33 protein-coding genes are annotated in these 25,774 nt (G+C 60.5%); 24 read left to right on the top strand and 9 right to left on the bottom strand.

The features are described 5' to 3' along the window. Both ACIO0C_RS15090 and dapA read right to left on the bottom strand, forming a co-directional pair. Positions 1 to 375: a DUF2784 domain-containing protein gene (locus ACIO0C_RS15090; RefSeq protein ID WP_401313342.1), complete on the bottom strand. Its 375-nt coding sequence runs from the start codon at positions 373 to 375 to the stop codon at positions 1 to 3. Between the two features lie 60 nt (positions 376 to 435). Next, positions 436 to 1,311, bottom strand: coding sequence for a 4-hydroxy-tetrahydrodipicolinate synthase (gene dapA / locus ACIO0C_RS15085; protein WP_401313340.1), 876 nt, complete (start codon positions 1,309 to 1,311; stop codon positions 436 to 438). A gap of 408 nt (positions 1,312 to 1,719) precedes the next feature. Between dapA and ACIO0C_RS15080 the strand changes: the two genes are divergently transcribed. From ACIO0C_RS15080 to ACIO0C_RS15070, 3 genes are all read left to right on the top strand, one after another. After that, complete coding sequence (locus ACIO0C_RS15080) at positions 1,720 to 2,418, top strand: AzlC family ABC transporter permease (RefSeq protein ID WP_401313337.1); 699 nt, start codon at positions 1,720 to 1,722, stop codon at positions 2,416 to 2,418. Next, a complete protein-coding gene (locus ACIO0C_RS15075; protein WP_401313559.1) occupies positions 2,418 to 2,729 on the top strand; it encodes an AzlD domain-containing protein in 312 nt (103 codons plus the stop codon). Before ACIO0C_RS15080 ends, ACIO0C_RS15075 begins: the two co-directional genes overlap by 1 nt. Before the next feature lie 68 nt (positions 2,730 to 2,797). Continuing rightward, positions 2,798 to 2,941 (top strand): hypothetical protein, encoded by a 144-nt coding sequence (locus tag ACIO0C_RS15070; protein ID WP_401313334.1) that lies wholly within the window; start codon positions 2,798 to 2,800, stop codon positions 2,939 to 2,941. Positions 2,942 to 3,120: 179 nt separating this feature from the next. Here the strand turns inward: ACIO0C_RS15070 and ACIO0C_RS15065 are convergent, their stop codons facing one another. Continuing rightward, complete coding sequence (locus ACIO0C_RS15065) at positions 3,121 to 3,804, bottom strand: SOS response-associated peptidase (protein ID WP_401313331.1); 684 nt, start codon at positions 3,802 to 3,804, stop codon at positions 3,121 to 3,123. Between the two features lie 131 nt (positions 3,805 to 3,935). Between ACIO0C_RS15065 and ACIO0C_RS15060 the strand changes: the two genes are divergently transcribed. Further along, positions 3,936 to 4,835 carry a polysaccharide deacetylase family protein gene (locus ACIO0C_RS15060; RefSeq protein ID WP_401313328.1) on the top strand — a complete coding sequence of 300 codons (900 nt, stop codon included), beginning with the start codon at positions 3,936 to 3,938 and terminating at the stop codon, positions 4,833 to 4,835. Positions 4,836 to 4,944: 109 nt separating this feature from the next. Next, a complete protein-coding gene (locus ACIO0C_RS15055; protein WP_401313325.1) occupies positions 4,945 to 5,184 on the top strand; it encodes a DUF1652 domain-containing protein in 240 nt (79 codons plus the stop codon). 18 nt (positions 5,185 to 5,202) lie between these two features. Here ACIO0C_RS15055 and ACIO0C_RS15050 read toward each other — a convergent pair whose 3' ends face one another. After that, complete coding sequence (locus tag ACIO0C_RS15050) at positions 5,203 to 6,099, bottom strand: LysR family transcriptional regulator (RefSeq protein ID WP_401313323.1); 897 nt, start codon at positions 6,097 to 6,099, stop codon at positions 5,203 to 5,205. A gap of 127 nt (positions 6,100 to 6,226) precedes the next feature. On the opposite strand from ACIO0C_RS15050, the gene ACIO0C_RS15045 reads away from it, so the two are divergent. The 8 genes from ACIO0C_RS15045 to ACIO0C_RS15010 all read left to right on the top strand — a co-directional run bounded on the left by ACIO0C_RS15045 (position 6,227) and on the right by ACIO0C_RS15010 (position 13,841). Continuing rightward, positions 6,227 to 7,372, top strand: coding sequence for a muconate cycloisomerase family protein (locus tag ACIO0C_RS15045; protein ID WP_401313558.1), 1,146 nt, complete (start codon positions 6,227 to 6,229; stop codon positions 7,370 to 7,372). A 10-nt stretch (positions 7,373 to 7,382) separates the two neighbouring features. After that, the gene (gene catC, locus ACIO0C_RS15040; RefSeq protein ID WP_008029082.1) at positions 7,383 to 7,673 is read left to right on the top strand and encodes a muconolactone Delta-isomerase; all 291 of its coding nucleotides are present in this window, start codon (positions 7,383 to 7,385) and stop codon (positions 7,671 to 7,673) included. 54 nt (positions 7,674 to 7,727) lie between these two features. Next, the gene (gene catA / locus ACIO0C_RS15035; RefSeq protein WP_008055866.1) at positions 7,728 to 8,657 is read left to right on the top strand and encodes a catechol 1,2-dioxygenase; all 930 of its coding nucleotides are present in this window, start codon (positions 7,728 to 7,730) and stop codon (positions 8,655 to 8,657) included. A 203-nt stretch (positions 8,658 to 8,860) separates the two neighbouring features. Next, on the top strand, positions 8,861 to 9,820 hold the full coding sequence (locus ACIO0C_RS15030; protein ID WP_401313320.1) for an AraC family transcriptional regulator: 960 nt from the start codon (positions 8,861 to 8,863) through the stop codon (positions 9,818 to 9,820). Positions 9,821 to 10,059: 239 nt separating this feature from the next. After that, positions 10,060 to 11,424 carry a benzoate 1,2-dioxygenase large subunit gene (benA, locus tag ACIO0C_RS15025; RefSeq protein ID WP_401313317.1) on the top strand — a complete coding sequence of 455 codons (1,365 nt, stop codon included), beginning with the start codon at positions 10,060 to 10,062 and terminating at the stop codon, positions 11,422 to 11,424. Further along, the gene (gene benB / locus ACIO0C_RS15020; RefSeq protein ID WP_401313315.1) at positions 11,421 to 11,909 is read left to right on the top strand and encodes a benzoate 1,2-dioxygenase small subunit; all 489 of its coding nucleotides are present in this window, start codon (positions 11,421 to 11,423) and stop codon (positions 11,907 to 11,909) included. Before benA ends, benB begins: the two co-directional genes overlap by 4 nt. 10 nt (positions 11,910 to 11,919) lie before the next feature. Beyond that, complete coding sequence (benC, locus tag ACIO0C_RS15015) at positions 11,920 to 12,933, top strand: benzoate 1,2-dioxygenase electron transfer component BenC (RefSeq protein WP_401313312.1); 1,014 nt, start codon at positions 11,920 to 11,922, stop codon at positions 12,931 to 12,933. 134 nt (positions 12,934 to 13,067) lie between these two features. Further along, entirely contained in the window at positions 13,068 to 13,841 is a 774-nt protein-coding gene (locus tag ACIO0C_RS15010) for a 1,6-dihydroxycyclohexa-2,4-diene-1-carboxylate dehydrogenase (RefSeq protein ID WP_401313310.1), read from the top strand. Between the two features lie 9 nt (positions 13,842 to 13,850). On the opposite strand, the gene ACIO0C_RS15005 is transcribed toward ACIO0C_RS15010, so the two are convergent. Continuing rightward, positions 13,851 to 14,213 carry an NUDIX hydrolase gene (locus ACIO0C_RS15005; protein ID WP_401313307.1) on the bottom strand — a complete coding sequence of 121 codons (363 nt, stop codon included), beginning with the start codon at positions 14,211 to 14,213 and terminating at the stop codon, positions 13,851 to 13,853. A gap of 217 nt (positions 14,214 to 14,430) precedes the next feature. On the opposite strand from ACIO0C_RS15005, the gene ACIO0C_RS15000 reads away from it, so the two are divergent. From ACIO0C_RS15000 to ACIO0C_RS14980, 5 genes are all read left to right on the top strand, one after another. Then, positions 14,431 to 14,628: a DUF2188 domain-containing protein gene (locus ACIO0C_RS15000; RefSeq protein WP_272602648.1), complete on the top strand. Its 198-nt coding sequence runs from the start codon at positions 14,431 to 14,433 to the stop codon at positions 14,626 to 14,628. Between the two features lie 207 nt (positions 14,629 to 14,835). Further along, positions 14,836 to 15,777: a fatty acid desaturase gene (locus ACIO0C_RS14995; RefSeq protein ID WP_401313304.1), complete on the top strand. Its 942-nt coding sequence runs from the start codon at positions 14,836 to 14,838 to the stop codon at positions 15,775 to 15,777. A gap of 8 nt (positions 15,778 to 15,785) precedes the next feature. Further along, complete coding sequence (locus ACIO0C_RS14990; protein ID WP_401313301.1) at positions 15,786 to 16,577, top strand: phosphate/phosphite/phosphonate ABC transporter substrate-binding protein; 792 nt, start codon at positions 15,786 to 15,788, stop codon at positions 16,575 to 16,577. A 117-nt stretch (positions 16,578 to 16,694) separates the two neighbouring features. Then, positions 16,695 to 17,237 (top strand): sigma-70 family RNA polymerase sigma factor, encoded by a 543-nt coding sequence (locus tag ACIO0C_RS14985; RefSeq protein ID WP_401313298.1) that lies wholly within the window; start codon positions 16,695 to 16,697, stop codon positions 17,235 to 17,237. After that, positions 17,234 to 18,259 (top strand): ABC transporter substrate-binding protein, encoded by a 1,026-nt coding sequence (locus ACIO0C_RS14980; protein ID WP_401313296.1) that lies wholly within the window; start codon positions 17,234 to 17,236, stop codon positions 18,257 to 18,259. Before ACIO0C_RS14985 ends, ACIO0C_RS14980 begins: the two co-directional genes overlap by 4 nt. Here ACIO0C_RS14980 and osmE read toward each other — a convergent pair. After that, positions 18,253 to 18,603 carry an osmotically-inducible lipoprotein OsmE gene (osmE, locus tag ACIO0C_RS14975; RefSeq protein ID WP_401313293.1) on the bottom strand — a complete coding sequence of 117 codons (351 nt, stop codon included), beginning with the start codon at positions 18,601 to 18,603 and terminating at the stop codon, positions 18,253 to 18,255. The two genes, ACIO0C_RS14980 and osmE, sit on opposite strands and share 7 nt — an antisense overlap. Positions 18,604 to 18,616: 13 nt before the next feature. Next, the gene (locus tag ACIO0C_RS14970; RefSeq protein ID WP_008066717.1) at positions 18,617 to 18,856 is read right to left on the bottom strand and encodes a hypothetical protein; all 240 of its coding nucleotides are present in this window, start codon (positions 18,854 to 18,856) and stop codon (positions 18,617 to 18,619) included. A gap of 179 nt (positions 18,857 to 19,035) precedes the next feature. On the opposite strand from ACIO0C_RS14970, the gene ACIO0C_RS14965 reads away from it, so the two are divergent. Next, positions 19,036 to 19,254, top strand: a complete 219-nt coding sequence (locus ACIO0C_RS14965) for a hypothetical protein (protein WP_401313290.1) — start codon at positions 19,036 to 19,038, stop codon at positions 19,252 to 19,254. Between the two features lie 73 nt (positions 19,255 to 19,327). Further along, on the top strand, positions 19,328 to 19,666 hold the full coding sequence (locus ACIO0C_RS14960) for a hypothetical protein (RefSeq protein ID WP_401313288.1): 339 nt from the start codon (positions 19,328 to 19,330) through the stop codon (positions 19,664 to 19,666). 3 nt (positions 19,667 to 19,669) lie between these two features. Here the strand turns inward: ACIO0C_RS14960 and ACIO0C_RS14955 are convergent, their stop codons facing one another. Next, positions 19,670 to 20,233, bottom strand: coding sequence for an RrF2 family transcriptional regulator (locus ACIO0C_RS14955; RefSeq protein WP_401313285.1), 564 nt, complete (start codon positions 20,231 to 20,233; stop codon positions 19,670 to 19,672). A 297-nt stretch (positions 20,234 to 20,530) separates the two neighbouring features. Here ACIO0C_RS14955 and ACIO0C_RS14950 point away from each other — a divergent pair, with 297 nt between their 5' ends. Then, a complete protein-coding gene (locus ACIO0C_RS14950) occupies positions 20,531 to 21,733 on the top strand; it encodes an NAD(P)/FAD-dependent oxidoreductase (RefSeq protein ID WP_401313282.1) in 1,203 nt (400 codons plus the stop codon). A 149-nt stretch (positions 21,734 to 21,882) separates the two neighbouring features. On the opposite strand, the gene ACIO0C_RS14945 is transcribed toward ACIO0C_RS14950, so the two are convergent. After that, on the bottom strand, positions 21,883 to 22,482 hold the full coding sequence (locus tag ACIO0C_RS14945) for a helix-turn-helix domain-containing protein (RefSeq protein WP_401313279.1): 600 nt from the start codon (positions 22,480 to 22,482) through the stop codon (positions 21,883 to 21,885). A 273-nt stretch (positions 22,483 to 22,755) separates the two neighbouring features. On the opposite strand from ACIO0C_RS14945, the gene glnT reads away from it, so the two are divergent. The 3 genes from glnT to ACIO0C_RS14930 all read left to right on the top strand — a co-directional run bounded on the left by glnT (position 22,756) and on the right by ACIO0C_RS14930 (position 25,766). After that, a complete protein-coding gene (gene glnT, locus ACIO0C_RS14940; RefSeq protein WP_401313276.1) occupies positions 22,756 to 24,090 on the top strand; it encodes a type III glutamate--ammonia ligase in 1,335 nt (444 codons plus the stop codon). Positions 24,091 to 24,165: 75 nt separating this feature from the next. Next, the gene (locus ACIO0C_RS14935; RefSeq protein ID WP_272602635.1) at positions 24,166 to 25,071 is read left to right on the top strand and encodes a glutamine amidotransferase family protein; all 906 of its coding nucleotides are present in this window, start codon (positions 24,166 to 24,168) and stop codon (positions 25,069 to 25,071) included. A gap of 11 nt (positions 25,072 to 25,082) precedes the next feature. After that, on the top strand, positions 25,083 to 25,766 hold the full coding sequence (locus ACIO0C_RS14930; RefSeq protein WP_401313273.1) for a protein glxC: 684 nt from the start codon (positions 25,083 to 25,085) through the stop codon (positions 25,764 to 25,766). Positions 25,767 to 25,774 lie beyond the last annotated feature (8 nt).

Raw genomic sequence — 25,774 nt, 5'->3', positions numbered from 1 at the left:
TTACGATAGACGCCGCCGTTTCCTGTGCCAGATCAATCGAAGATAAACCAGTGCATTGACCAGCAGTACCGCGCTGCCCAACCCCAGCTCAATGGCCGGTGTCAGCCCGGCCGGGTAGATGATCGGCCACAGGTAATGTTCGATAAAGCCACCGCCGTAACCGGTTTGCCCCGCCCCCTGGCGCATCAGGTTTTCCCAGTGTGTCAGCGGGCAAGGCAGGTGGAACACCTCCACCGCCACGCCCCAGGCGGCGGCGGGCAGGTGCCACACCATCAGGCGCGGCCATTTGAGCACCAGCAGCCCGCCGAACACGACGAACACAATGAACGCCAGGTGAAACAGCATCAGGCCATCGGCGGCGATTCGGTAGTGCATGTCGACCCCCTGGCGCGTCAGTCGAATCGCTCCATGGTACTCGCGCGGGTGCCTGGCGCTCTATCGATTGTCACTGCCCAGTGCGCCAAGCACCTCCTTTAGTCGCGCCACCATGGCATCGCTGCTGCGTTGCATCGGTGCGCGCAGCTCATCCGTGATCAAGCCTTGCAGGGCCAACGCGGTTTTCACCGGCGCCGGGTTGGGCTCGATGAACAGGCTCTGGATCAACGGCAGAAGCTGGAAAAAGGTTGCCCGGCCGGCCGCCAGCTGGTTGTCGCGAATCTGTCGGTACAGCGCCACGAAAAGATGTGGATGGACGTGCGCCGAGGCGGCAATCGCGCCTTTGGCGCCCAGGCACAGGGCATTGAAAATCTGGTTGTCTTCACCGCACAGCACATCGACCTTGCCGCTGGCCAGCAATGCCAGGGTGTTGCCCAGGTTGCCACCACAGTCCTTGATCGCGACGATCCGCTCATGGGCGACGATGTTCAGCAAGGTCGCCTGATCGAAGGTCACGCCGGTGCGGTAGGGGATGTCGTACAGGATCAGCGGCACACTGGACGCGTCGGCGACCGTCTGGAAAAACCCTTCGAGCCCCGCCTGGGACGGCCGGATGTAATACGGCGGCGGCACCAGCAGGCCGGCCACCGGGCGCTTGAGGATCTCCTGCTGAAAGTGCAGCAGCTCGATCAGGTTGTTGCCGGCCAGGCCCATGACGACCTGCCGGGCCGGCACTTGCTCGAGCACCGCATCGAGCACCGCGAGCTGCTCGTGTTTGCCTATGGCCGCCGGTTCGCCGGTGGTGCCACAGACAATCAGGCCGTCGACACCTTGTTCCAGCAGATGGCTGACCAGCCGGCGCAACCCGATGAAATCGATGGCGCCATTGTGGAACGGTGTGACGAGGGGAACCCAGATACCTTGAAACGATGACATGCACTTTCTCCTGATGGTTGACCGATGTCGTCACCGTCAGAAGCGTAGAAGGAAGTAAGCAAAGGGAGGGTGGTCCGTCGCGCTCAATGTCCTGTCAGCTCATCTGACGGGACAGCGCGCCCCGGTCACATGAGCGACTGTTTCTTCGATTTGAGGGCGTGCGCAACGCAACCTTGGGCCTTGGCAGTCAAGCCAATGACACAAGCGTCGAGATTGAAGGTTGCGGACATCTTTGCTTACACCCTGAATGAGGCGCCCAGTTTTAAAAGCCGGCGCGTTGTTTGTCAATCACGAATATCCTGAAAAATGCCCCGCCAGCCTGTGAGCGGCCCAAGTGCGCAAGATTGTTCAAGCCATCCATCGTGACTGCTGGCACAGTCTCAGGTCTTTCCCTGGTTGCAGAGCGTTATGTCCAATTCACTCTTGCCGCGCAGCGCATTCTTGCGTGGCGCCGTGGCGATCATGCCGTTATCTCTGGCGACGGCACCCTGGGGCCTGCTGGCCGGTTCCATGGCCATCGAAGCTAACCTCACGCCCCTGCAAGGACAGGGCTTGTCGAGCATCGTGTTTGCCGGTGCTGCGCAGCTGGTGGCCATCGGCATGCTCAAGGGCGGGGCCGGGATCTTTTCGATCCTGCTGACCACCTTGTTGCTGACTTCCCAGCATTTGCTCTACGGGATGAGCATGCGTTCGGTGATCTCGCCATTGCCGGGTCGCTGGCGAGCGGGGCTGGGCTTTTTGCTCACCGATGAACTGTTCGCCCTGACCAGCCAGCACGACAAACAGCAGTTCGATCGCTGGTACGCCCTGGGTGTCGGCCTGACGTTCTACGTGGCCTGGAACCTCTTCACCCTGGCGGGCATCGTGCTGGGCAGTAGCATTGCGGGCCTGGAACACCTGGGGCTGGACTTCTCCATCGCAGCCACCTTCATCGCCCTGATCACCCCGGTGGTGCGCAACGTGCCGACGGTGGTCTGTGTCGCGGTCTCGCTGTTCTGCTCGGTGCTGTTCAGCTACTGGCAATGGGGCTCGGCCCTGGTGCTGTCGGGCCTTGCCGGCATGACCGCCGGGTTTATCTGCAACAAATTCCAGGGCGCGCGCACATGATGGTCTGGGCAGTGATTATCGGCATGGGCGCCCTGGTATTTCTCAACCGCTATGTATTCCTGGAACCGCGACTGCCGCTGCGGTTGAGCAGCAATGCCAGGCAGTTCCTCGGTTTCGCCGTGCCGGGCATGCTGACGGCGATCTGCGGGCCGATCGTGTTCATGCCGGACAAGCAACTGAACTTGCAATGGGACAATCCCTACCTGATCAGTTCGCTGGTGGCTGTCGGCCTGGTGCTGTACACCCGCAACACCTTGCTCAGCATGCTGTTGAGCATGGGTTTTTTCTTTTTGCTGCGTTGGTGGCTGTGAGCCCGGGACGGGAAACTGTTCTACGCTTAAAGTTGATGACCGATCCCTTCAGGAAGAGAGGTGAACCCATGGCAACAGAGCAAAAGAAACCGGATCCCGAAGACGACATGGATGAGCCGACGGAAGAAGAAATCGAAGAGCAAAAACATTCAGAACAGACGTGGAAGCATGACGACAGCCGAGAGTTGTCAGAGCCTGACCGCAAGTTCTGAGCAACTTGCGAAACACTGTAACTGTAGGAGCGAGCCGGCTCAGGGCGGCTCGCTCCTACAGGTTTGGGCTTATTCCAGCAACTGCGGGAAGTCGGGGTTAGAGCACCAATTGTAAGTAAGTGCCTGACATCGTTTGACAAGCGGTGGGAGAATCAAAATGCCATGTTTCTATACGTGTTTTATGCCTTCAAAGTGTCAATCAACCCAGCCCCCTGATTCCTGACATTACCCACGGCCTTGTCGACCCGGTACCACTCGAAAGCATCACTGTCTTCCCCCTGCAGCAGCACCATCTGCTCGGCACGTTCCCTGGGCGTCGCCGGGTCCAGCCATTCGCGTGCCAGTTCTGCGTTGAACACCACCGGTCGGCGGTCATGCACGTCCAGCATGCCGCCCGCGCTATCGGCGGTGATGATGACAAAGCCGTCATCGTCCCTGGAAGCTGCACCGCCCACCGGGAATTGCCCGATCGCCGCGCAGAAGACCGGCCCCTGGTCACGTCGGCGAATCAGCCAGGGTTGTCGCGTGCCATCCCCGGCATCGACCCATTCGAACCAGTTGTCGACCGGGCAGATGGCGCGATGGGGCCAGATCGCTCTAAAGAACGGGCCGTGGGCGACTTTCTCGACGCGCGCATTGATCGGCGCCGCACGATCCTTCGCCCAGTGCGGTCGCCAGCCCCAGCGCTGCGAGTCGGCGTGCAGGCCATCGCTCTCCAGGTGCAACAGCGCAAGCTGCGTGGTGGGCGCGGCGTTGTAGCGGGCCAGTGGCTGATCGCCGACGTGGTTGATCAAGGCGTCGGGAATGCTCAGCACCGCCACGAAATCGTGAATGCCCCGGTATTGCGACAATCGTCCGCACATCGATCGAACCCTCCGGCTGGTGTGATCAGCATAGATGTTCACCCAAGCCCTGTAGCCGGAACCAAACACTGTGTACCTTATCCAACCTCGGCCCGCGGCTGCGCGGGTTACGGTCTGGCCCAAGGCAAAACATGAAACAGCTGTTCAAGATTCTATCGGTGTTCGCCATGGCAGTCGGTCTGCTGGGCTGTATCGCCGCACCCATTGAAATGACCTCGCAAACCGAACAGGCGTTGCACACGCAACCACCGATCCGCTTTTTGCTGACGTTCGACGATGGCCCCAGCGCCTCGAGTTTCTGGAACCCGACCGAGGCCGTGCTCGACAGCCTGGCGATCAATCCTGTGCAACCCGGCATCAAGGCGGTGTTTTTCGTGCAGACCCGTGCCTCGCGCGCTGGCGCCAGTGAAATCGGGCGGGCGGTCATGCACCGCGAGCGCGATGCCGGGCACATTCTGGCCTTCCACACGGCCACGCCTTCGCACACCAATCATCGCTCGCTGGACGCGCAGGAGCTGGAACAGGCGCTCACCGACGGGTGTGCCGACATCGCCGCGATCACCGGTGCGCCGCCGACCTTGCTGCGCCCGCCATTCTGGAGCTACGACAAACGCACCTTCGCCGCTTACCAGCAGCATGGCCTGCATGTGCTGCTGACTGACCTGAGCGCCAACGACGGCAAGATCTGGGGCTTCAATGCCAGCCCCCGGCGCCGCGCCCATATGCTGCGTTCGATGTCCGAAGTACGCGAGCGCATTGCCCGGGGCGAGCTGCCGGTGGTGGACGGGGTGATTCCGGTGGTGGTGACGTTCCACGACCTTAATCGCTACACCGCGCGGCACACTCGCGAATACCTGCAGATCCTTCTCGACAGCGCTCGGGCGACGGGAGTCAGGACCGCCCCAATAGCGTTTTATGACGATACCGCCGCCCTGCAACGGGCCGCCATGGCCCGTACGCTGCGCGACAGTTCACAGCCGGCGCAATTGCCGGGGATCTGGAACTGGATCTGGAAAGACAATAGCCACTGAGCAAGGCTGCAAATGCGAGGCAGTTAACAGTATTGACTGGCGCAAAATCGGCAAATGGCGTCTATTCTCACCGGATCCATTGCGTTCCACTGCCACGGAGGCATCGGTCATGGTTCCCGTTTCAGTCCTTTGCAACATTGTCGAGTCCGGTTTTGAGCCCCTGGCCTGCGAATGCACGGAGAGCGGCGGGCTGCTGCGGATCGAGGTCTTTGATCCCGCCAGCGGGCAAGTCAAGCTGCTGATTGCCGGTGTCTCGATCGAGGAGTTGACCAGCGTGCGTGTAATCTCCGAATTTATCGGTGAATTGCGCGCCGAGATGAGCGCCGGGCGCCGGGCGTTCGCTGGCTGAACACCGAGCCTGCGGCAGCTACAAGGACGTGATTGCCTGTGGCAGCAGTTCGTCGATCATCCGCAAACAATGATTCAACCCCGGTGACACGTCGCCCACCCGCCGACTGAGAATGATCGGTGAGGTGGCGTTGTCCTCCAGCAGCGGGGTGAATCCGATGTCGTCGCGGTGCAGCAACTGCACCGAAGCCGGCACCAGCGTGACTCCTATCCCGGCACCCACCAACCCGATCGCCGTCTGCAGCTCGTTGGTCCATTGCGCGATATGGATGCTCACCCCATAGGATTCGAACAGCGCGATCACGTGGTCGGCATAGCTGGGACGCGGGTTGCCGGGGTAAAGCACGAAGGGCTCCCTGGCCAGGTCGCGCAGGCTGACGGGCCCGGCCAGCAGCGGGTGACCGGCGGGCAAGGCGGCCACCAGGCGGTCTTCGGTGAGCACGGTCTGGACGATGGCCGGGTCGTCGATGCGGATGCGGCCGAAACCGACGTCGATGCGCCCGGCCTTGAGCGCCTGTACCTGCTGCAGCGTGGTCATCTCCGACAGCCCGAGTTCAAGCTCCAGCGGCTCGCCGCTGCGCAAGCGGCGGATCAGTTGCGGCAACACGCCGTAGAGCGTCGAGGGCGCAAAGCCGATGCCCAGCCAGGTCTTTTCCCCGAGGCCAATGCGCCGCGTGTTGTCGCAGACCTTGTGCAACTGGTCGAGCAGGGCGGTGGAGTGCTCATGGAAGAAACGCCCGGCGTCAGTCAGCTTCAACGGTCGGCCACGTTCGAGCAGCATCACCCCCAGTTCATCTTCCAGTTGCTGGATTTGCCGGCTCAAGGGCGGCTGGGCGATGTGCAGCCGTTCGGCGGCGCGGGTGAAATTGAGGGTTTGAGCCAATACCTGAAAGTAACGCAGGTGACGCAGTTCCATGGAGCCTCCGGATATCGAGCACTTGCATACCTTAAGGGTATCAAGCCAGACCAATTCTATATTGGCCGCCCGGAAAAAGCCGTATGAGAATCAGGTCCAGAACTTCAAGAACCTGACGGGTATCGAAATGCTTGCTACAGCCATTGAATCGATCGAGACGATCATCGTCGATCTGCCGACCATCCGCCCGCACAAGCTGGCGATGCACACCATGCAGAACCAGACCCTGGTGGTCATTCGCGTGCGCTGCGCCGATGGCATCGAAGGCATCGGCGAAGCCACCACCATCGGTGGCCTGGCCTATGGCAACGAAAGCCCTGACAGCATCAAGACCAACATCGACAAGCACTTCGCACCGCTGTTGATCGGCCAGGACAGCGGCAATGTCAATGCCGCGATGTTGCGCCTGGAACGCAGCATCCGTGGCAATACCTTCGCCAAGTCCGGCATCGAAACCGCACTGCTCGACGCCCAGGGCAAGCGTCTTGGCCTGCCGGTCAGCGAATTGCTCGGCGGCCGCGTGCGTGATTCGCTGCCCGTGGCCTGGACGCTGGCCAGCGGCGATACCGAAAAGGACATCGCCGAAGCGGAAAAAATGCTCGACCTGCGCCGCCACCGCATATTCAAGCTGAAAATCGGTGCCGGCGAGGTCAATCGCGACCTCGCCCACGTGATTGCGATCAAGAAAGCCCTGGGCGATCGTGCGAGCGTCAGGGTCGACGTCAACCAGGCCTGGGACGAAGCCGTCGCCTTGCGCGCCTGCCGCATCCTTGGCACCAACGGCATCGACCTGATCGAACAGCCTATCTCGCGCAACAACCGCGCAGGCATGACTCGCCTGAATGCCATGAGCCCGGCACCGATCATGGCTGACGAGTCCATCGAGTGCGTGGAAGACGCGTTCAACCTGGCCCGCGAAGGCGCGGCCTCGGTGTTTGCCCTGAAGATCGCCAAGAACGGTGGCCCGCGCGCCGTGCTGCGCACCGCCTCCATCGCCGAAGCGGCCGGTATCGCCCTGTACGGCGGCACCATGCTCGAAGGCGGAATCGGCACCATGGCTTCGGCCCATGCCTTTGTCACCCTGAACAAACTGGCGTGGGACACCGAGCTGTTCGGCCCGCTGCTGCTGACCGAAGACATTCTCAGCGAACCGCTGGTTTACCGCGATTTCGAGTTGCACGTGCCGAAGACCCCGGGTCTGGGCCTGAGCCTGGACGAAGAACGCCTGGCGTTTTTCCGTCGCGACAAGACATCCACCATTCATCAAGCCTGAGGAGAGCATTATGCTGTTCCACGTAAAGATGACCGTGAATTTGCCGGTCGACATGAACCCTGAACGCGCCGCGCAGCTCAAGGCCGACGAAAAAGCCCTGGCCCAGCGCCTGCAGGACCAAGGCAAGTGGCGTCACCTGTGGCGCATCGCCGGGCTTTACGCCAACTACAGCGTGTTCGATGTCGACAGCGTCCAGGAACTGCACGATTTGCTCATGCAACTGCCGCTGTATCCGTACATGGCGATCGAAGTCACCGCGATGTGCCGGCATCCTTCGTCGATTCGCGAGGATGACCGCTGAACCCAGCCTGTTCAGTTCGCCATGCCAATAATTACAAGATGAGGAACCTGTAAAATGAACGTCAAGATTTCCCACACTGCCGAAGTCCAGAAATTTCTCGAAGAAGCCAGCGGCCTGCACAACGATGCCGGTGATGCGCGCACCAAAGCCCTGATCTACCGCATCCTGCGCGACTCGGTGAACATCATCGAAGACCTTGCCGTAACCCCGGAAGAGTTCTGGAAAGCGGTCAACTACCTGAACGTGCTGGGTGCACGCCAGGAGGCTGGACTGGTGGTGGCCGGCCTGGGCCTGGAGCACTACCTCGACCTGCTGATGGACGCCGAAGACGAGCAGGCCGGTAAATCCGGTGGCACCCCGCGCACCATCGAAGGCCCGCTGTACGTGGCCGGTGCACCGCTGTCGCAAGGCGAAGCGCGCCTGGATGACGGCGTCGATCCAGGTGTGACCCTGTTCATGCAAGGCCGGGTGTTCAACACCGCTGGCGAACCTTTGGCTGGCGCCATTGTGGACGTGTGGCACGCCAACACTGGCGGTACCTACTCGTACTTCGATGCTTCTCAGTCGGAATTCAACCTGCGTCGCCGCATCGTCACCGACGCCGAAGGCCGCTACCGTTTCCGCAGCATCGTGCCGTCGGGCTACGGCTGCCCACCGGACGGTCCGACCCAGCAACTGCTCGATCAACTGGGCCGTCACGGCCAGCGCCCGGCGCACGTGCACTTCTTCATTTCCGCACCGGACCATCGTCACCTGACCACCCAGATCAACCTGGATGGCGAGAAGTACCTGCACGACGATTTTGCCTACGCCACCCGTGACGAGCTGATCGCCAAGATCACCTTCAGCGATGACCAGGCGCGTGCAGCGCAGTACGGCGTCAGCGGTCGCTTTGCGGAAATCGAGTTCGACTTCACCCTGCAGTCGTCCGCCCAGCCTGAAGAGCAGCAGCGCCACGAGCGGGTTCGTGCTCTGGAGGACTGATCCCTGCTGAACTGTAGGAGCTGCCGCAGGCTGCGATCTTTTGACTTTGCTCTTTAAAGGCAAGATCAAAAGATCGCAGCCTGCGGCAGCTCCTGCACGGGATTGATGACATGACCTTCCACAGGTCAGTCCAATGACACACCACTGCCAGTACTGCCCTAGAATGACCTGATGCACCCTATAACAACAACGAGAGTGACCCGATGATGCAAGCGCAACTGTTGAGTCAGCGCAGCACCGTATTCGACCATGCCGACCCGTACGCGGTATCGGGCTACGTCAATCAGCATGTCGGTAATCATTGCATCCTGATGCCTCGTGCCGGGCACCCCCTGGCCAGCCTCAATCATCGCAAATTCGCCAGCCTGGACCTTTGCCGTATCAGCTACGGCGGCAGCGTTCGCGTCACCTCGGGCGCGCTGGAAACCATTTATCACCTGCAAGTGTTGCTGCAGGGCAATTGCCTGTGGCGCGGCCATGGCCAGGAACACTACTTTGCCCCCGGTGAGTTGCTGCTGATCAATCCCGACGATCCGGTCGATTTGACCTACTCCGACGATTGCGAAAAATTCATCCTCAAGGTTCCCACGTCCCTGTTCGAGTCCGTCTGCAACGAGCAGCGCTGGCGCTATCCGGGAGAAGGCGTGCGGTTTCTCGAGAACCGCTACCAGCTCAATGAACTGGAAGGTTTCGTCAACCTGCTGGCGATGATTTGCCAGGAGGCCGAGGCCACCGAGCAGATTCCCCGAGTGCAGGAACATTACGCGCAGATCATCGTCAGCAAGATGCTCAGCCTGATGAAGACCAACGTCAGCCGCCTCGAACTCGGCTCGCAGGCCGCCACGTTCGAAGCGATTGCCGACTACATCGCCAGGAATCTCAAGCAGGACATCGACAGCGAAGAGCTGGCGCGCCAGGCCAGCATGAGCCTGCGGTCGTTGTACGGCCTGTTCGAACGCAACGCGAGCACCACGCCAAAAAACTACATCCGCCAGAAACGCCTGGAGCGCGTCAACGCCTGCCTCAGCGACCCGACCTGCAACGTGCGCAACGTCACGGAGATCGCAATGGACTACGGCTTCCTGCACCTGGGACGCTTCTCTGACAGTTATCGCAAGCAGTTCGGCGAGTTGCCATCCGATACCCTCAAGCGCCGCCACTGATCCCTGGATCGATACCTGCAGCCCCCTGTAGGAGCTGGCTTGCCAGCGAAAGCGCCCGAAAGACCGGCGCAATATTCAATGCCGCCTACGCCGGCAAGCCGGGTTCCTACAAGGAGTATCTCGCCCGCAAAACACGCATTGCACAAAACGGATAAACCTCTGCACCCCGCGGATAGTCCGCCCCATTGCCCCGTCCTAGCATGAGCCTTGCCTGAACAATAACAATGGAGGCGGCGGCCATGACCCTGCGACCTGAATACCTTGAGTCCCTGCTTGAAGACGATCCAGAGCAGGGCATCTATCGCTGCAAGCGCGAGATGTTTACCGATCCGCGCCTGTTCGATCTGGAGATGGAACACATCTTCGAAGGCAACTGGCTGTATCTGGCGCACGAAAGCCAGATCCCCAACATCAACGATTTCTACACCACCACCATGGGGCGCCAGTCGATCTTCATCGCGCGCAACAAGGACGGGGTGCTCAACGCTTTCATCAACGCCTGCAGTCATCGCGGCGCGACCCTGTGCCGGCACAAGTCCGGCAACAAAAGCTCGTATACCTGCCCGTTCCACGGCTGGACCTTCAACAACTCCGGCAAGCTGCTCAAGGTCAAGGATCCGGCGAACGCCGGCTACCCGTCGAGCTTCAACTGCGAAGGCTCCCACGACCTGACCAAAGTGGCGCGCTTCGAGTCCTATCGCGGCTTCCTGTTCGGCAGCCTCAAGGCCGATGTAGTGCCGCTGGCCGAGCACTTGGGCGAGTCGGCGAAGATCATCGACATGATCGTCGACCAGTCCACCGATGGCCTGGAAGTGCTGCGCGGTTCTTCCAGCTACATCTACGAAGGCAACTGGAAACTCACCGCGGAGAACGGTGCCGACGGTTACCACGTCAGCTCCGTGCACTGGAACTACGCCGCCACCCAGAACCAGCGCAAGCAGCGCGAAGCCGGTGACGAGAACCCGACCATGAGCGCCGGCAGCTGGGCCAAGCAGGGCGGTGGTTTCTATTCCTTCGACAAGGGCCACATGTTGCTCTGGACCCGCTGGGCCAACCCCGAGGACCGTCCGCTGTACGAACGTCGCTTTGATCTCGCCCAGGACTTCGGCAAGGCCCGCGCCGACTGGATGATCGAGAACTCGCGCAACTTGTGCCTGTACCCCAACGTGTATCTGATGGACCAGTTCAGCTCGCAGATCCGTATTGCCCGGCCAATCTCGGTCAACCGCACGGAAATCACCATTTACTGCATCGCCCCCAAAGGCGAAAGCGACCACGCGCGTTCGAGCCGGATTCGTCAGTACGAGGATTTCTTCAACGTCAGCGGCATGGCCACGCCGGACGATCTGGAAGAGTTCCGCTCCTGCCAGACCAGTTACCAGGGCAGCGTCACCACCTGGAACGACATGTCCCGCGGCGCCGAGCACTGGATCGAAGGCGCCGACGAGGCTGCAAAGGAAATCGACCTGCATCCGCTGCTCAGCGGCGTGCGCACCGAAGATGAAGGCCTGTTCGTGCTGCAACACAAGTATTGGCAGCAGACCATGCTCAAGGCCTTGGCGGCCGAGCAGTCGAAACTGATCGCCGTGGAGGACGTGCAATGACCATTTCTTACAATGCCGTGCGCGATTTCCTCTACCGCGAGGCGCGCTACCTCGACGACCGCCAGTGGGACGAGTGGCTGGAACTGTACGCCCCCGACGCGACGTACTGGATGCCGTCCTGGGACGACAATGACGAACTGACTGAAGACCCGCAGCGTGAAATCTCGCTGATCTGGTACGGCAACCGCACAGGCCTTGAAGACCGCATCTTCCGCATCAAGACCGAGCGTTCCAGCGCCAGCGTGCCGGACACCCGCACGTCCCACAACATCAGCAACATCGAGCTGCTCGAGCAAGCCGACGGCATGTGCAAGGTGCGCTTCAACTGGCACACCCTGAGCTTTCGCTACAAGACCGTCGACAGCTATTTCGGCAGCAGTTTCTACACCCTCGATGTGCGCGGTGAAAACCCGTTGATCAAGGCCAAGAAAGTGATCCTGAAGAACGACTACGTTCGCCAGGTCATCGATGTTTACCATTTGTGAGGCAGCCGTCATGACCCATTCCATTGCGTTCAATTTCGAAGACGGCGTCACCCGGTTCATCGACGCCAATGCTGGCGAGACCGTGGCCGACGCCGCGTACCGCCAGGGCATCAATATTCCGCTGGACTGCCGTGATGGCGCTTGCGGCACCTGCAAGTGCTTTGCCGAAGCGGGCAGCTACGATCTGGGCGAGGAGTACATCGAAGACGCCCTCAGCCCTGAAGAGGCCGCACAGGGCTTTGTCCTGACCTGCCAGATGCGCGCCAAGAGCGATTGCGTGGTGCGGGTGCCGACGTCATCGCAAGTTTGCCGCACCCGCCAGGCCAGCTACGACGCCACCATCAGCGCGGTGCGCCAGTTGTCCGACAGCACCATCGCCCTGTCGATCAAGGGCGAGTCCTTGAGCAAATTGGCCTTCCTGCCAGGCCAGTATGTGAACCTGGGCATTCCCGGCAGCGAGCAGACCCGCGCCTATTCGTTCAGCTCGTTGCAGCGTGACGGTGAAGTCAGCTTCCTGATCCGCAACGTGCCGGGCGGCCTGATGAGCAGTTTCCTCACCAGCATGGCCAAGGCGGGCGACAGCATGAGCCTGGCAGGTCCCCTGGGCAGTTTCTATCTGCGCGATATCCGTCGGCCGTTGTTGCTGCTGGCGGGCGGCACCGGGCTGGCGCCGTTCACCGCGATGCTGGAGAAGATCGCCGAGCAGGGCAGTGAACACCCGCTGCACCTGATCTACGGAGTGACCAACGATTTCGACCTGGTGGAGCTCGACCGCCTGGAAGCGTTCGCCGCACGCATCCCCCACTTCACCTACAGCGCCTGCGTGGCCAGCCCCGACAGCCAGCATCCGCTCAAGGGCTACGTGACCCAGCACATCGCACCCAAGCACCTGAACGATGGCGACGTCGACGTGTACCTGTGCGGCCCACCGCCAATGGTTGAGGCGGTCAGCAAGTACATTGGCGAGCAAGGCATCAAGCCCGCGAATTTCTACTATGAAAAATTTGCTGCCAGCGCGGCGTGATCTCACGGCTGTTGATGTCCTGTAGGAGCCCGGCTTGCCGGCGAAGGCGTCCTTGAGTCCGCCTTCGCCGGCAAGCCGGGCTCCTACAAAAGCGATTCGTCTGCCTGAGACCCAGAAAACGCATTGAGGTACACATGAACAGATTTCACGAAAAAGTCGCGCTGATCACCGGGGCTGCGCAGGGCATCGGTCGGCGCGTGGCCGAGCGCATGGCGGCGCAAGGGGCGAAGCTGATCCTGGTCGATCGCTCCGAGCTGGTGTTCGAAGTGCAGCAACAATTGGCCCCGCACAGCCAGGTCCTGGCCCTGACCGCCGACCTTGAGCAGTACGAGGAGTGCAACCGGGTCATGCAAACCGCCGTCGCGCGTTTCGGTCGACTCGACGTGCTGGTCAACAACGTCGGCGGGACCATCTGGGCCAAGCCATTCGAGCATTACGAGGCGTCGCAGATCGAGGCCGAGGTTCGCCGTTCACTGTTTCCGACCTTGTGGTGCTGCCATGCCGCATTGCCGTTCATGTTGGAGCAGGGCAGTGGCGCGATCGTCAACGTTTCGTCGATCGCCACCCGCAGCGTCAACCGTGTGCCCTACGGCGCAGCGAAGGGCGGGGTGAATGCGCTGACCGCGTGCCTGGCGTTCGAAACCGCTGGTCGCGGTGTTCGGGTCAATGCCACTGCGCCCGGCGGCACTGAAGCGCCGCCACGGGTTATCCCGCGCAACAGTGCCGAGCAGAGCGAGCAAGAGAAGGCCTGGTACCAGCAGATCGTCGATCAGACCCTCGACAGCAGTTTGATGAAGCGCTACGGCACGCTGGATGAGCAGGCCGGCGCCATCCTGTTCCTGGCCAGCGACGAGGCGTCTTACATCACTGGCATGGTGATGCCGGTGGGTGGTGGCGACCAGGGCTGAATGCGCTGGTTATAGGCGACGCTGGAACGCTTTGAGGATTTGCAGCGTGGCGTCGCTGGGGTTCAGGTTGTGCACCGCGTCCAGCGGGTACCAGAGGCAATCGAAAATCTCGTTTTGCGGCCGTGCCTGATGGGGATCGGGCAACGATGCTTCGTAGACATGGTGTCGGGTATCCCTTGTTTCCAGTTCCATCAGGTACAGCATGTCGTCGGCACCCAGCCCGGTTTCCTCCTGAAGCTCGCGCAGGGCGGCATCCTGCGCGGTCTCGCCGCGTTCAACCTTGCCGCCGGGCAACATCCAGCGACTTCTGGTCTTGCGCACCAGGAGTATGTGCCGGTCGTGCTCGCAAATGACGGTTGCGCGTACTTTCATGGGTTCTTTCAATCCAGGCTGTCACAGTAATGTAACAAAAATGCAATATTCGGGCCGTAACCCATTGCGGGTTTCCTGGACATTTTGAACAGCACAGGTGTCTAAAAGTGCAATCGCGCTGCACTAAGCCGACTCGACGTCCGGTCGGCCTCTTTGCGGCAGGGGGGTGTAAGGTAGGCAAGTCAACCCTGTGATCACTGCCAAGATGGAGGTGACTATGAGCGTTCCGATGTTGAACAAGATGCACATGAACGGCTATGACGTACTCAGTGTGAACAACGGCCCGTGGCGGGTCTGCACCCAAGGAGACCGGCTTGGCTCATTTGCCAGTCGCGAAGAGGCGTTGGCCTTTGCGGCGGCGCTGCCTGGTTACAAGGCCCGTGCTGGCAAGCCTCGTAATCAGCAAGCCACTTGAAGGCACGTTCAACAGGATTGGGTGTATATCCATTGCTGCGGTAACGGATATACACCCAATCCAAAATTACGGTTAGCTGGAGCTTTTATCTTTCGGGAGACGGCTCAATAACCGCCAACGGTTCGTAGAAACGATCGTAAAAATAATCTGCAAGAAAACCCGACGCCGTTGCACAGAAGGGGACTGGTCCCCGATCCGAGCAACGCCATGCCCCATTACTTCGACACCGCCCACCGTGTAGAAATCGAAACCTTGCGCCAACGCCTGACCGCTCGCACCGAATGGCCGACCTGGTTGCTGCTGGTCGGCGTGTACGCCGGCTGGTTCGGCATCGTGCTGGGCAGTGACAGGTTGGGCCTGTGGTGGAGCACACTGCTGTTGATCCCGCTGGTGGTGCTCTGGTTGTCGCTGCAGCACGAATTGCTTCACGGTCATCCCACCCGTTGGGTATCGCTGAACAAGATCCTCGGCTACGCGCCGTTCGCCGTCTGGTATCCCTACACCCTGTATCGCGACAGCCATTTGCTGCATCACCGCGATGAAGACCTGACCCTGCCGGGTCGCGATCCGGAAAGCCGTTACCTGAGCGCCGAGCAATGGCAGGGCAGTTCACTGTTCGAACAAGCCCTGCACTGGCTGAACAAAACCGTGCTGGGTCGTTTCATCCTAGGCGCTCCGCTGGCCTTGCTGGCGCTGGCCCAGGAGGAGTTGCAGCGCCTGAAAGCGGGTGAGCGACAGGCCTGGTCGATGTGGCTGAGCCACAGTGCGTTGACCCTGCTGATGTTGCTGTTTATCGCCCGCTACAGTGTGCTGCCGATCTGGCATTACCTGTTACTGATCAGCGTGCCGGCGCTATCGATCGCCATGATCCGCTCCTACTATGAACACCGTCCCCATGCCGAGCCCGAGCAAAGGACAGTCATCAATGAAGCCGCCTGGCCGTGGCGCTGGCTGTTCCTGAACCTCAACCTGCACCTGGTGCATCACGACTTGCCGGGGCTGCCCTGGTACGACTTGCCCCGCGCTTACCGTGCGCGCCGCGAGCAATGGCTGACGCGCAGCGGCGGATTCCTGGTGCAGGGTTATGGCCAGTTATGGCGCCGGCACGGGGTGAAGGCCATCGATAGCCCGCGGCATCCGTTCAGTTGAGAGAGCCAATGACTTCAGTCTACGCAGAGCTTTTGATGTACGTTGCCCCCGAACCGGTCCGCCAGGCCAACGAGCGCTGGCTGAGTCGCATCCTCGAGCGGCTGGGTACCACGCGCCGCAACGCCGAAGGACTTTCGCTGATGGACCTGTGGCTGTCCCCGCACTTGCTGCTGACGCAGACCTGCGGCTATCCGCTGATGACGGCATTGCGCGGTCGGGTGCGGATCATTGGTTGTCCTCGTTATGAATTGCCGGACGCCAGCGGCGGCAATCATTGCAGCCTGTTGCTGAGTCGCGCCGATGACCCACGGCGCAGCTTGTCGGCCTTCGGAGGCAGCCGCGGTGTGATCAATGGCGAAGATTCCAACAGCGGCATGAACCTACTGCGGCACCGACTGGCGCCGCTGCAGCGAGAGGGGCAGTTTTTTTCCCGTGTCGGTATCAGCGGCAGTCACCGCGAAAGTCTTCGCTGGTTGCGTGAAGATAAAGCGGACCTGGCGGCCATCGACAGCGTGACCTTTGCCTACCTGGCGCGACACGCCGAAGACGAAGTGGCCAACCTGCGGATCGTCGGTCGCAGCGCCTTCAGTCCGACGTTACCCTACATCACCGCGGCTACCGTCACCGAACAGCAGGCCAGGCACCTTCGGCAGGTGATGAATCAGACGTTGCAGGAGCTGCCGGACGTCGCCGAAATCCTCGGCTTGCAAGAGATCCTGCCGGCTAGCGAAAGCGACTATCAAACCATTCTCGACTACCAGCGAGAGGCCGAGGATCTGGGCTTTGGACGATTGCGCTGAAATTCATATTTGGAATATAAAAATGCTTTTTAAGTATTATTAAAGAATAAGGCTCCTTGCTAGGATCGCGTCACCGGACTACCGGACATTCAGCGACCCCTGACCTTTGGAGCCTCTATGTCCGGCACCGACTTTTCCCATCGCAACGACGTGGGCGGATTATTCCGCGCGCATTACCCCTGGCTTTGCACTCGGTTACGCCGGTATCTGGGGGCCAGTCCCTGCGTCGAAGACATCGCTGCCGAGACCTTTGTGCAGTTGCTCGAATCGCCGGGTCTGACCCCGATCCGCGAGCCTCGCGCCTTGCTCACCACCATTGCCCATCGGTTGATCTACCAGCTCTGGCGCCGTCGCGACCTGGAGCGCCAGCACCTCGAACAGTTGCAGCACGTTGACCGGGATCAAGCGATCTCGCCCGAAGAACAGGTGCAACTGACCCAGGCGTTGCGTGGCCTGGCGCGCACGCTTGAGCGTTTGCCGGACAAGGTTCGGGCAACTTTCCTGTTGTCGCGGGTCGACGGCCTGACATACCCGCAAATTGCCGTCCGCCTGGGCATTTCCCAACGCTCGGTGAGCGATTACATGACGCGCTCCCAAGCCCTGTGTGCCCGGCACAGCGCCAACCAATCCTTGAATGCCCTGACCCGGAGGTCCGCATGAGATCGTTGAAAACCCTGCTCGGCAGTTCGCTGCTGGCCCTGAGCCTTGTGGCGACTCAGGTTCCCGCTGCAGAAAAAGTCGCGCCGATCCACTTCGGCGACATCACTTGGGAAAGCGGTAGCCTCATCACCGAAATTCTTCGGGTGATTGTCGAGAAAGGTTACGGTTACCCGACAGACACCTTGCCGGGCAGCACCGTCAGCCTCGAAGCAGCGTTGGCCAAAAACGATATCCAGGTGATCGGCGAGGAGTGGGCAGGGCGCAGTCCGGCGTGGGTCAAGGCCGCTTCCGAAGGCAAAGTGTTTGGCCTGGGTGACACGGTCAAAGGCGCCACCGAAGGCTGGTGGGTGCCGGAATACGTAATCAAGGGCGACCCTGAGCGAGGCATCAAGCCCCTGGCCCCGGAACTGAAATCCGTCGCCGACCTGGCCCGCTACAAGGATGTGTTCCGTGACCCGGAAGACCCAAGCCGTGGACGCTTCCTCAACAGCCCGACCGGCTGGACCTCCGAGATCGTCAACAGTCAGAAACTCAAGGCTTACGAGCTAACCGACAGCTTCGTCAACTTCCGCACGGGATCGGGTGCGGCACTGGATGCCGAGGTGGCTTCCTCGATCCGCCGTGGCAAGCCGGTGCTGTTCTACTACTGGTCGCCGACGCCGCTGCTGGGGCGTTTCAAACTGGTGAAGCTCGATGAGCCAGCGTTCGATGCCGAGGCCTGGAAGACCCTGGCCGACGCCAACAACCCGCATCCTAAGGGCACCCGGTCGATGCCGGCCAGCCTGGCGATCGGCGTGTCCGCACCGTTCAAGGCGCAGTACCCGGACCTGGTGGCGTTCTTCGAAAAGGTCGACTTGCCGATCGACCTGCTCAACCATACCCTCGGCCAAATGAGCGAAAAGCGCCTGCAGCCGCGTCAGGTGGCGGAAGCTTTCCTGCGTGACCAGCCGCAGATCTGGAGGGGTTGGGTGCCGGGGGAGGTGGCTGAACGTGTCGCCACGCAATTGTTAGCGGCTCAGTAGCCTCCACCGCCGCTGCGGGTCGGTTCCCTGGCCTTTTGCTGCGCGTTACTCCATTCGGCACAGGTCATGAAGCTTTTATGATCGACCCTGCCCCGGCTATCGAAGCTGACGTTGTACCGTTGCTGATGACCAGGCTGGGTCAGGTTGTAGTCGAAACAAGTGCCGGGCTCGACCGTGCGGTTGGAGATCGACAGGGGTGGGCCGCCGATTTGCTCGACTTGCTCCTTGCTCATCCCGGCCTCGACGTTTGCCACCAGTGGTTGATCCCGATAGATCTGTGAGTCGGTGCTGCAGCCCGCCAGCACCACGATCAGGGTGGCAAGCGTGTAGAGGGACTTGTTCACGCCTCGACTCCCGCTATTCAGGCTTGTTTCGACTGATGATCTTGGCCTTCACTTCCTCGGCATAACCCGCCAGCCGTTGTTCATCGCCCTGGAACAAATCGCACAGGCGCCTCACGGCTTCTGCGTCGACATCGTTGCCTGACAGGCGCAGTTGTTCGGCGATGCGCAACAGTTCTACCGCTGACCAGCGCAGGTCCGATGCCAGCCCTTGCAGATCACGCCGAAGCGTCTGTTCATGTTCGTTAAGCCACATGATGATCTCCCGTAAGGTTGTGCTACGCAATTTTAGACCCCATCCCGTGGCGGGGCGTTGTGCTCGTCTGATGCCAAAGGGCTACCTTCGGTCGGGAAGTTGGCGCGCTCCGGAAAATTAGCTGCCGTTTGCTGTCGTAGTGTAGTGCCGACATTTTACCAGGGCAGGGTCCATTCAAAATGACGACAACCGATGACTTCCGGGCGCATGCCCAGGCACTGAAAGCCGATCTGGATGCGGCCACCAGTGAAATGATGAAACTCATTACCGAGCACCAGTTCAGCGGGCCGGAATGGGAGCGGGTCAGCCAATGGCAACATGAAGCCTTCGAGCGCTGGACGACCTATCTGAACGAGCGCTCCTACCCGGACCCCGGCGATCACAGCGTCAGTCCCTGAGGCTCGATGCAAAAAAAACGCTGTCAGCGTGGCAACAGGCTACATTTTATTTTTTCAGGTTTAAGGATGCTTCATGAGTCGAATGTTGATGGGGGGAGTGGTGATGGCGTTGTTGGCGGGGTGTTCGTTGCCTGCGTCCTTGGTGCCGGGAGAGCCGAACTACAACAAGCCGAGCGACAAATTACCCAAGGATGTAGCGGCATGTGTATTGCCGGCCTGGCAAAAGGAGATCGCCAAGACTACCCAGACTTCGATTTCCAACGGCTACCGGATCACCGCGCCGAGTGTCATAACCGCCGATGAAGTGCTGGATATCGTGAAGTACAAGGAAGGCAGCCGGGTCTCGCTGTACCAGGGGCCGCCCTGGGCAAAATCAGGGGCCATGCGTCAGGCCGTACGCGACTGCCTGTAGGGCTCAGCCTTCGATCTCGGTGACCTGGATAAGTTGATCGGCCTGGGCACTGGCGGTGCCTTTCTTTTCCCGGCGATCACTCATCCAGCTCTCGACCTGCGCATTGAACTGCGCAGGCGCCTTACGCCCGACCTTTCTGGCGATGTCCAGGATGGTCTGTTGGGCCAGGGCTTCTTCCATGCGCTTCTGCGCAGTCAACATTGCCCCGTGCACCGAGCAGTGGCCATCAAGCGCCCAATCGGGAACCTCGCCTTCGAACAACGCACAGCGACCGCGGATTTCCCGACATTCGAAAATGGCCTTGCGCCCGTCGATGGCATTGACGATGTCCAGCAGGCTGATCTCATCGGCCGGCCGCGCCAGCTTAAAACCCCCACGCACGCCTTCGGTGGCAACCACCAGTTTTGCCTTGGCCAGTTTGGTGAAGATTTTTGCCAGATAGTCCAACGGCACGCCTTGCAGCTCTGCCAGGTCACGCACGCTCGCCTCCCGGGTTTCTCCACCATTGCCCACCAGGAAAATCAGGCAGTGAATGCCGTACTCGACGCCCGCGCTGTAAAGAGACATATCGATCTCCGACTAATGTTGTCGTAAATATTAGCAGCTGATCCTTAGCCAGGCAACGATTGCGAATTTTCTCAAAGTGCTGGAAAGGACTTCCAGAGTGCGGATTTAGCAGGGTTTTGTCGGTCTATCGATGGCATCGATTCGAACCATTGAGAAAAAGACCTTGCTCGAATTAACTGCGATCAATACAGTCGTAGTTGTCGGGTCGGGAGCGGAAACGCTATCAACAGAGAGTGGGTACCGACCTCCTGACCGCTTAACCCAATTCACTGCCTGGTTTTTCCTCTGGAGTTAAAAATGAAACAACGCATCCTGGTAATTGGCGCAGGTTTCGGCGGCATGTGGAGCGCTTTGAGCGCCACCCGCCTGTTCGATATACATGGTCACAATGATGTTGACGTAACGGTACTGGCGCCCCAGGCCGAACTGCGCGTGCGTCCACGCTTCTACGAGCCGAACGCTCACCAGCTGGCGGCGCCCATCGGTGAGTTGTTCAATGCGGTCGGCGTCAAGTTCCTCAAGGGGGCTGCCGAGACCATCGACGTCGAGCAAAAGCGTGTGGGTTACCTCGATGCCCAGGGCGAAAAACAAGTCTGCATCTACGACAAACTCGTTCTGGCCACCGGCAGCCGCCTCGCGCTGCCGGACACCCCGGGTGTGGCCGAACATGCGTTCGACGTCGATCAGATCGAACAGGCCATACGCCTGGAAGCCCACCTCAAATCCCTGGCCAACCAGCCGCAGAGCCGGGCACGCAACACGGTGGTGGTAGCTGGTGGTGGTTTCACGGGTATCGAAACCGCCACTGAAATGCCCACCCGTCTGCGAGCCATCCTCGGCGAGGATGCGGACATAAAGGTGATCATCGTCGATCGTGGCGCCAAGGTAGGCGGCTCCATGGGCCCGCAAATCGCCGAGAAAATTGCCGAAGCCAGTGAGGAAACCGGCGTCAAATGGCACCTCAACGCCTCGGTTGTCGCCGTCGATGAAAGCGGCGTGAGCTTGTCCGACGGCCAGCACATCGACGCCAAAACGGTTATCTGGACCACCGGCGTGCGTGCCAGCTCGCTGACCGAGCAGATCCCCGCCGAACGCGACCACCTGGGCCGCCTGCACGTCGACGCGCACCTGCAAGTCATTGGCCAGCCAGACATCTTCGCCACCGGCGACGTGGCCTTTGCTGCCAGCGACGACATTGGCAACCATGCGCTGATGACCTGCCAGCACGCCATTGTGTTGGGTCGTCATGCTGGCAATAACGTTGCTGCGCAGATTCTCGGAGTGGACCCGACGCCCTACAGCCAGCCCAAATACGTGACCTGCCTGGATCTGGGGGCGTGGGGGGCGGTCTATACCGAAGGTTGGGATCGTCAGGTCAAGCTGACCCGGCAGGAAGGCAAGTCGCTGAAGACCCAGATCAACACGGTATGGATCTATCCGCCGGCGGCTGATCGTGAAAGCGCGTGGGCGGCGGCGGATCCGTTGATTCCGATTGCCTGAATGGGGTGAGTTTGTGTGATTCAACAAATCCCGTCCGGAGATTTCCGGGCGGGATTTTTTGGGGTTCTCCCTTGTAGGAGCGAGCATGCTCGCTCCTACAGGATCTCCACCCACCGTGAGGGTGGCGCCATTCGGTGGCCGTTACGCAATCATTCCTTGTCGCTTCCGTAATTCATGATCGACAACAACCGGATCGGCACCCGCACCAATTGCTCAGGCCCATGGGGAATTTCTCCTTCGAAGGTCAGGCTATCGCCGGCCTCCATTCGATACAGCTGGTTGCCATGCCGGTAAATCAACTCGCCTTCAAGCAAATGCAAAAATTCGGTACCCGGGTGGGAGAAGGTCGGGAACTCTTCGCTAGCGTCATCCATGCTCACCATGTAGGCCTCGAAACTCTTCTTCGGCCCGCGTGTGTGATTGAGCAAACGATAGGTATGGCCTTTCTCGGTTCCCCGGCGCACCACTTCCATGCCCTGATCGGCCTTGACCAGTAGTGCGCTGCCGTCCTGCTGGTCGTACTCACTGAACAACTTCGACAGCGGCAGGCCCAGCACGTCACACAGGCGGCTGAGGGTGTCGAGGCTGGTGGAGACCTGGGCGTTTTCGATCTTGCTCAACATGCCCTGGCTGATATCGGCAATCTTGGCCACATCAGCCAGTTTCAGGTCCTGGGCCTGGCGCTGGCGCTTGATCTGCATTCCCAGGTATTGCTCGAGCTTGAGGCGCGGGGCGGTTTCGGTCGGCATAGTCATCGGATCCTGCACACTTTCCGTTCAGTAATATTAGTTTCGCACTGAGAAAGTGCAAGTCGCGGCTTCAAGCGCGTATCCATCGGGCAATATTCCCATGGGGAAAAGATTTTTCCCATATAAACAGCACAACAAGTGTTTTACACGCGTCACTCGCGAAGCTGGCAAGGGCCTTGCATTCCTATTGGGAAACAAACTTTCTTTTCAGGAATAAAAAGAAAGTCAGGGCCAACCCATAACAGATTTGCCTTTCGCGAGGAGTGACGAGCAATGTTGCCAGCAGAAACCCAGCGCATCATCGACAAGCACGGGATCAAGTACGTGCTTGCGCAGTTTGTCGATATCCATGGTGCGGCCAAGACCAAGTCGGTGCCGATCTGTGGGCTCAAGACGGTGGCCGAAGAGGGCGCCGGTTTTGCCGGATTCGCGATCAGTGGCATGGGCATGGAGCCTCACGGTCCGGACTTCATGGCCCGCGGCGACCTCGCTACGCTGACGCCCGTGCCTTGGCAGCCGGGGTATGGCCGGGTGGTGTGCGTCGGTCATGTCGATGGCAAACCCCATCCCTATGACAGCCGTTATGTATTGCAGCAGCAGGTCCGGCGCCTGGAGGACAAGGGCTGGACCCTCAATACCGGTCTGGAACCGGAGTTCAACCTGATGCGTCGCGACGAGCAGGGCAAGCTGCAACTGGTCGACCTCAGCGACAACCTGGACAAGCCTTGCTACGACTACAAGGGTTTGTCGCGCTCCCGGGTGTTCCTTGAGCGCTTGACCGAAGCCCTGCAGGCGGTGGATTTCGAGGTCTATCAAATCGATCACGAAGACGCCAACGGCCAGTTCGAGATCAACTACACCTACAGCGATGCCATGACCTCGGCGGATCGCTTCACGTTCTTTCGCATGGCCGCCGGCGAGATCGCCAATGACCTGGGCATGATCTGTTCGTTCATGCCCAAGCCCGACCCGAAACGCGCCGGCAACGGCATGCATTTTCACCTGTCGATCAGCAGTGCCGAGAACAAGAACCTGTTCCATGACGCCAGTGACCCGAGCGGCATGGGCCTGTCGAAAATGGCCTATCACTTTGCTGCCGGCCTGCTTGCCCATGGCCCGGCGCTGTGTGCCTTCGCCGCACCCACGGTCAACTCCTACAAGCGCCTGGTGGTGGGCAATTCGTTGTCCGGCGCGACCTGGGCACCGGCGTTTATCGCCTTCGGTGCCAACAACCGTTCGGCGATGGTCCGGGTGCCTTACGGCCGCCTCGAATTCCGCCTGCCGGACGCCGGTTGCAATCCCTATCTGGTCAGCGCCGCGATCATCGCGGCGGGTCTGGACGGCATCGACCGCCAACTGGAAATCGACCACGTCTGCAACGAAAACCTCTACAGCCTGAGCCTTGAGCAGATCGCCGCCCGCGGCATCAAGACCCTGCCGCAGTCGCTCAAGGAAGCCTGCGATGCGCTGGAGGCCGACCCGTTGTTCGCCGAAGTGCTGGGTCCGCAGATCGTCGGCGAGTTCATCAAGCTCAAGCGCATGGAGTGGGTTGAGTACAGCCGCCACGTCTCCGACTGGGAAGTGCAGCGCTACACCGAATTTTTCTAAGCGCCAACCGGCGCGCTCAATCGAACCATCTCGCCGCTTGAACGTGCGGCTGCCGAACGCAGTGAGGACTGTTTTATGTGTGGAATCGTAGGTCTTTACCTGAAAAACCCGCAGCTGGAATCCCGGCTGGGCCAGCTTTTCGAACCGATGTTGCAGGCCATGACCGATCGCGGCCCGGACAGTGCCGGCTTCGCCATTTATGGCGATGAAGTGGCCGATGGCTGGGTCAAGCTGACCCTGCAGGCAACCACCGAAAGCTTCGACTGGACAGCCCTGATGGGTGAACTGGAAGGTCGTCTGGGCTGCTCACTGGATTGGTTCCAGAACGCCAGCGCCGCCGTATTGAAGATTCACGCGCAGGAGGCACCGGTACGCCTGGCCCTCGCAGAACTGGCACCGGGCGTACGCATCATGAGCGCCGGGCAGAGCATCGAGATCCTCAAGGGCATGGGCTTGCCCCAGGAGATTTCCCAACGCTTCGGCCTGGCCGGCATGCAGGGCAGCCACATCATCGGCCACACCCGCATGGCCACCGAAAGCGCGGTGACCATGGAAGGCAGCCACCCGTTTTCCACCGGTGCCGACCTGTGCCTGGTGCACAACGGCTCACTGTCCAACCACTTCCGCCTGCGCCAGGAGCTCAAGCGCGAAGGCATCCAGTTCGAAACCGACAACGACACCGAAGTGGCCGCCGGTTACCTGACCTGGCGCCTGCAGCAGGGCGACTCGCTTAAGGATGCGCTGGACCATGCGCTGGAGGACCTCGACGGTTTCTTTACCTTCGCCATCGGCACGCGCAACGGCTTTGCGGTGATCCGCGACCCGATCGCCTGCAAGCCGGCGATCCTCGCCGAGACCGACGACTACGTCGCCATGGCTTCGGAATACCAGGCGCTGTCGAGCCTGCCGGGCATTGAAAACGCCAGGATCTGGGAGCCGGCACCGGCCACCTTGTACATCTGGGAACGCGAGTCAGCTTAAGGAGCGCACACATGAAAACCATCGATCTTTCCATCGCCAGCGTGCGCGACCTCAATCAGGCGCTGCATGACCAGGTGCACAACGTAGAAGACCGCGAATGGGTGGTGACCCATTCCAACGGCAAGCACAACCTCGCCGTCGGGGTGAACCAGGCCGTGTCCATCGATATCCAGGGGCATGCCGGTTACTACTGCGCGGGCATGAATCAGAAAGCGAGCATCACCGTGCACGGCAACGCCGGTGTGGGTGTCGCGGAAAACATGATGTCAGGTTACGTGCGGATCAAGGGCAGTGCGTCCCAGGCCGCCGGCGCCACCGCCCATGGCGGGTTGCTGGTGATCGAGGGGGATGCCGGGGCCCGTTGCGGGATTTCCATGAAAGGCATCGACATCGTGGTCGGCGGCAGCATAGGCCACATGAGCTGCTTCATGGGCCAGGCCGGGCGTTTGGTCGTCTGCGGTGATGCCGGTGATGCGCTGGGCGATTCGCTGTATGAAACGCACATTTACGTGAAGGGCAGCGTCGCGTCGCTGGGGTCGGACTGCATCGAGAAAGAGATGCGCGCCGAACACCTGGAGGAACTGCAAGTGCTGCTCAACCGCGCCGGATTCGAGCATAAGGCAGCTGACTTCAAGCGCTATGGCTCGGCCCGTCAGTTGTACAACTTCAAAGTCGATAACGCGTCCGCGTATTGATCCACGCA

Source organism: Pseudomonas sp. NPDC087336 (genome assembly GCF_044744285.1).
Taxonomy (GTDB): domain Bacteria; phylum Pseudomonadota; class Gammaproteobacteria; order Pseudomonadales; family Pseudomonadaceae; genus Aquipseudomonas.
This window is presented reverse-complemented; position numbering and strand designations above follow the sequence as displayed.

Bases quoted from the DNA above. Each gene is read 5' to 3' on its own strand.
- ACIO0C_RS15090 (WP_401313342.1), bottom strand. From the start codon at position 375: ATGCACTACCGAATCGCCGCCGATGGCCTGATGCTGTTTCACCTGGCG.
- dapA (WP_401313340.1), bottom strand. From the start codon at position 1,311: ATGTCATCGTTTCAAGGTATCTGGGTTCCCCTCGTCACACCGTTCCAC.
- ACIO0C_RS15080 (WP_401313337.1), top strand. From the start codon at position 1,720: ATGTCCAATTCACTCTTGCCGCGCAGCGCATTCTTGCGTGGCGCCGTG.
- ACIO0C_RS15075 (WP_401313559.1), top strand. From the start codon at position 2,418: ATGGTCTGGGCAGTGATTATCGGCATGGGCGCCCTGGTATTTCTCAAC.
- ACIO0C_RS15070 (WP_401313334.1), top strand. From the start codon at position 2,798: ATGGCAACAGAGCAAAAGAAACCGGATCCCGAAGACGACATGGATGAG.
- ACIO0C_RS15065 (WP_401313331.1), bottom strand. From the start codon at position 3,804: ATGTGCGGACGATTGTCGCAATACCGGGGCATTCACGATTTCGTGGCG.
- ACIO0C_RS15060 (WP_401313328.1), top strand. From the start codon at position 3,936: ATGAAACAGCTGTTCAAGATTCTATCGGTGTTCGCCATGGCAGTCGGT.
- ACIO0C_RS15055 (WP_401313325.1), top strand. From the start codon at position 4,945: ATGGTTCCCGTTTCAGTCCTTTGCAACATTGTCGAGTCCGGTTTTGAG.
- ACIO0C_RS15050 (WP_401313323.1), bottom strand. From the start codon at position 6,099: ATGGAACTGCGTCACCTGCGTTACTTTCAGGTATTGGCTCAAACCCTC.
- ACIO0C_RS15045 (WP_401313558.1), top strand. From the start codon at position 6,227: ATGCTTGCTACAGCCATTGAATCGATCGAGACGATCATCGTCGATCTG.
- catC (WP_008029082.1), top strand. From the start codon at position 7,383: ATGCTGTTCCACGTAAAGATGACCGTGAATTTGCCGGTCGACATGAAC.
- catA (WP_008055866.1), top strand. From the start codon at position 7,728: ATGAACGTCAAGATTTCCCACACTGCCGAAGTCCAGAAATTTCTCGAA.
- ACIO0C_RS15030 (WP_401313320.1), top strand. From the start codon at position 8,861: ATGATGCAAGCGCAACTGTTGAGTCAGCGCAGCACCGTATTCGACCAT.
- benA (WP_401313317.1), top strand. From the start codon at position 10,060: ATGACCCTGCGACCTGAATACCTTGAGTCCCTGCTTGAAGACGATCCA.
- benB (WP_401313315.1), top strand. From the start codon at position 11,421: ATGACCATTTCTTACAATGCCGTGCGCGATTTCCTCTACCGCGAGGCG.
- benC (WP_401313312.1), top strand. From the start codon at position 11,920: ATGACCCATTCCATTGCGTTCAATTTCGAAGACGGCGTCACCCGGTTC.
- ACIO0C_RS15010 (WP_401313310.1), top strand. From the start codon at position 13,068: ATGAACAGATTTCACGAAAAAGTCGCGCTGATCACCGGGGCTGCGCAG.
- ACIO0C_RS15005 (WP_401313307.1), bottom strand. From the start codon at position 14,213: ATGAAAGTACGCGCAACCGTCATTTGCGAGCACGACCGGCACATACTC.
- ACIO0C_RS15000 (WP_272602648.1), top strand. From the start codon at position 14,431: ATGAGCGTTCCGATGTTGAACAAGATGCACATGAACGGCTATGACGTA.
- ACIO0C_RS14995 (WP_401313304.1), top strand. From the start codon at position 14,836: ATGCCCCATTACTTCGACACCGCCCACCGTGTAGAAATCGAAACCTTG.
- ACIO0C_RS14990 (WP_401313301.1), top strand. From the start codon at position 15,786: ATGACTTCAGTCTACGCAGAGCTTTTGATGTACGTTGCCCCCGAACCG.
- ACIO0C_RS14985 (WP_401313298.1), top strand. From the start codon at position 16,695: ATGTCCGGCACCGACTTTTCCCATCGCAACGACGTGGGCGGATTATTC.
- ACIO0C_RS14980 (WP_401313296.1), top strand. From the start codon at position 17,234: ATGAGATCGTTGAAAACCCTGCTCGGCAGTTCGCTGCTGGCCCTGAGC.
- ACIO0C_RS14970 (WP_008066717.1), bottom strand. From the start codon at position 18,856: ATGTGGCTTAACGAACATGAACAGACGCTTCGGCGTGATCTGCAAGGG.
- ACIO0C_RS14965 (WP_401313290.1), top strand. From the start codon at position 19,036: ATGACGACAACCGATGACTTCCGGGCGCATGCCCAGGCACTGAAAGCC.
- ACIO0C_RS14960 (WP_401313288.1), top strand. From the start codon at position 19,328: ATGAGTCGAATGTTGATGGGGGGAGTGGTGATGGCGTTGTTGGCGGGG.
- ACIO0C_RS14955 (WP_401313285.1), bottom strand. From the start codon at position 20,233: ATGTCTCTTTACAGCGCGGGCGTCGAGTACGGCATTCACTGCCTGATT.
- ACIO0C_RS14950 (WP_401313282.1), top strand. From the start codon at position 20,531: ATGAAACAACGCATCCTGGTAATTGGCGCAGGTTTCGGCGGCATGTGG.
- ACIO0C_RS14945 (WP_401313279.1), bottom strand. From the start codon at position 22,482: ATGCCGACCGAAACCGCCCCGCGCCTCAAGCTCGAGCAATACCTGGGA.
- glnT (WP_401313276.1), top strand. From the start codon at position 22,756: ATGTTGCCAGCAGAAACCCAGCGCATCATCGACAAGCACGGGATCAAG.
- ACIO0C_RS14935 (WP_272602635.1), top strand. From the start codon at position 24,166: ATGTGTGGAATCGTAGGTCTTTACCTGAAAAACCCGCAGCTGGAATCC.
- ACIO0C_RS14930 (WP_401313273.1), top strand. From the start codon at position 25,083: ATGAAAACCATCGATCTTTCCATCGCCAGCGTGCGCGACCTCAATCAG.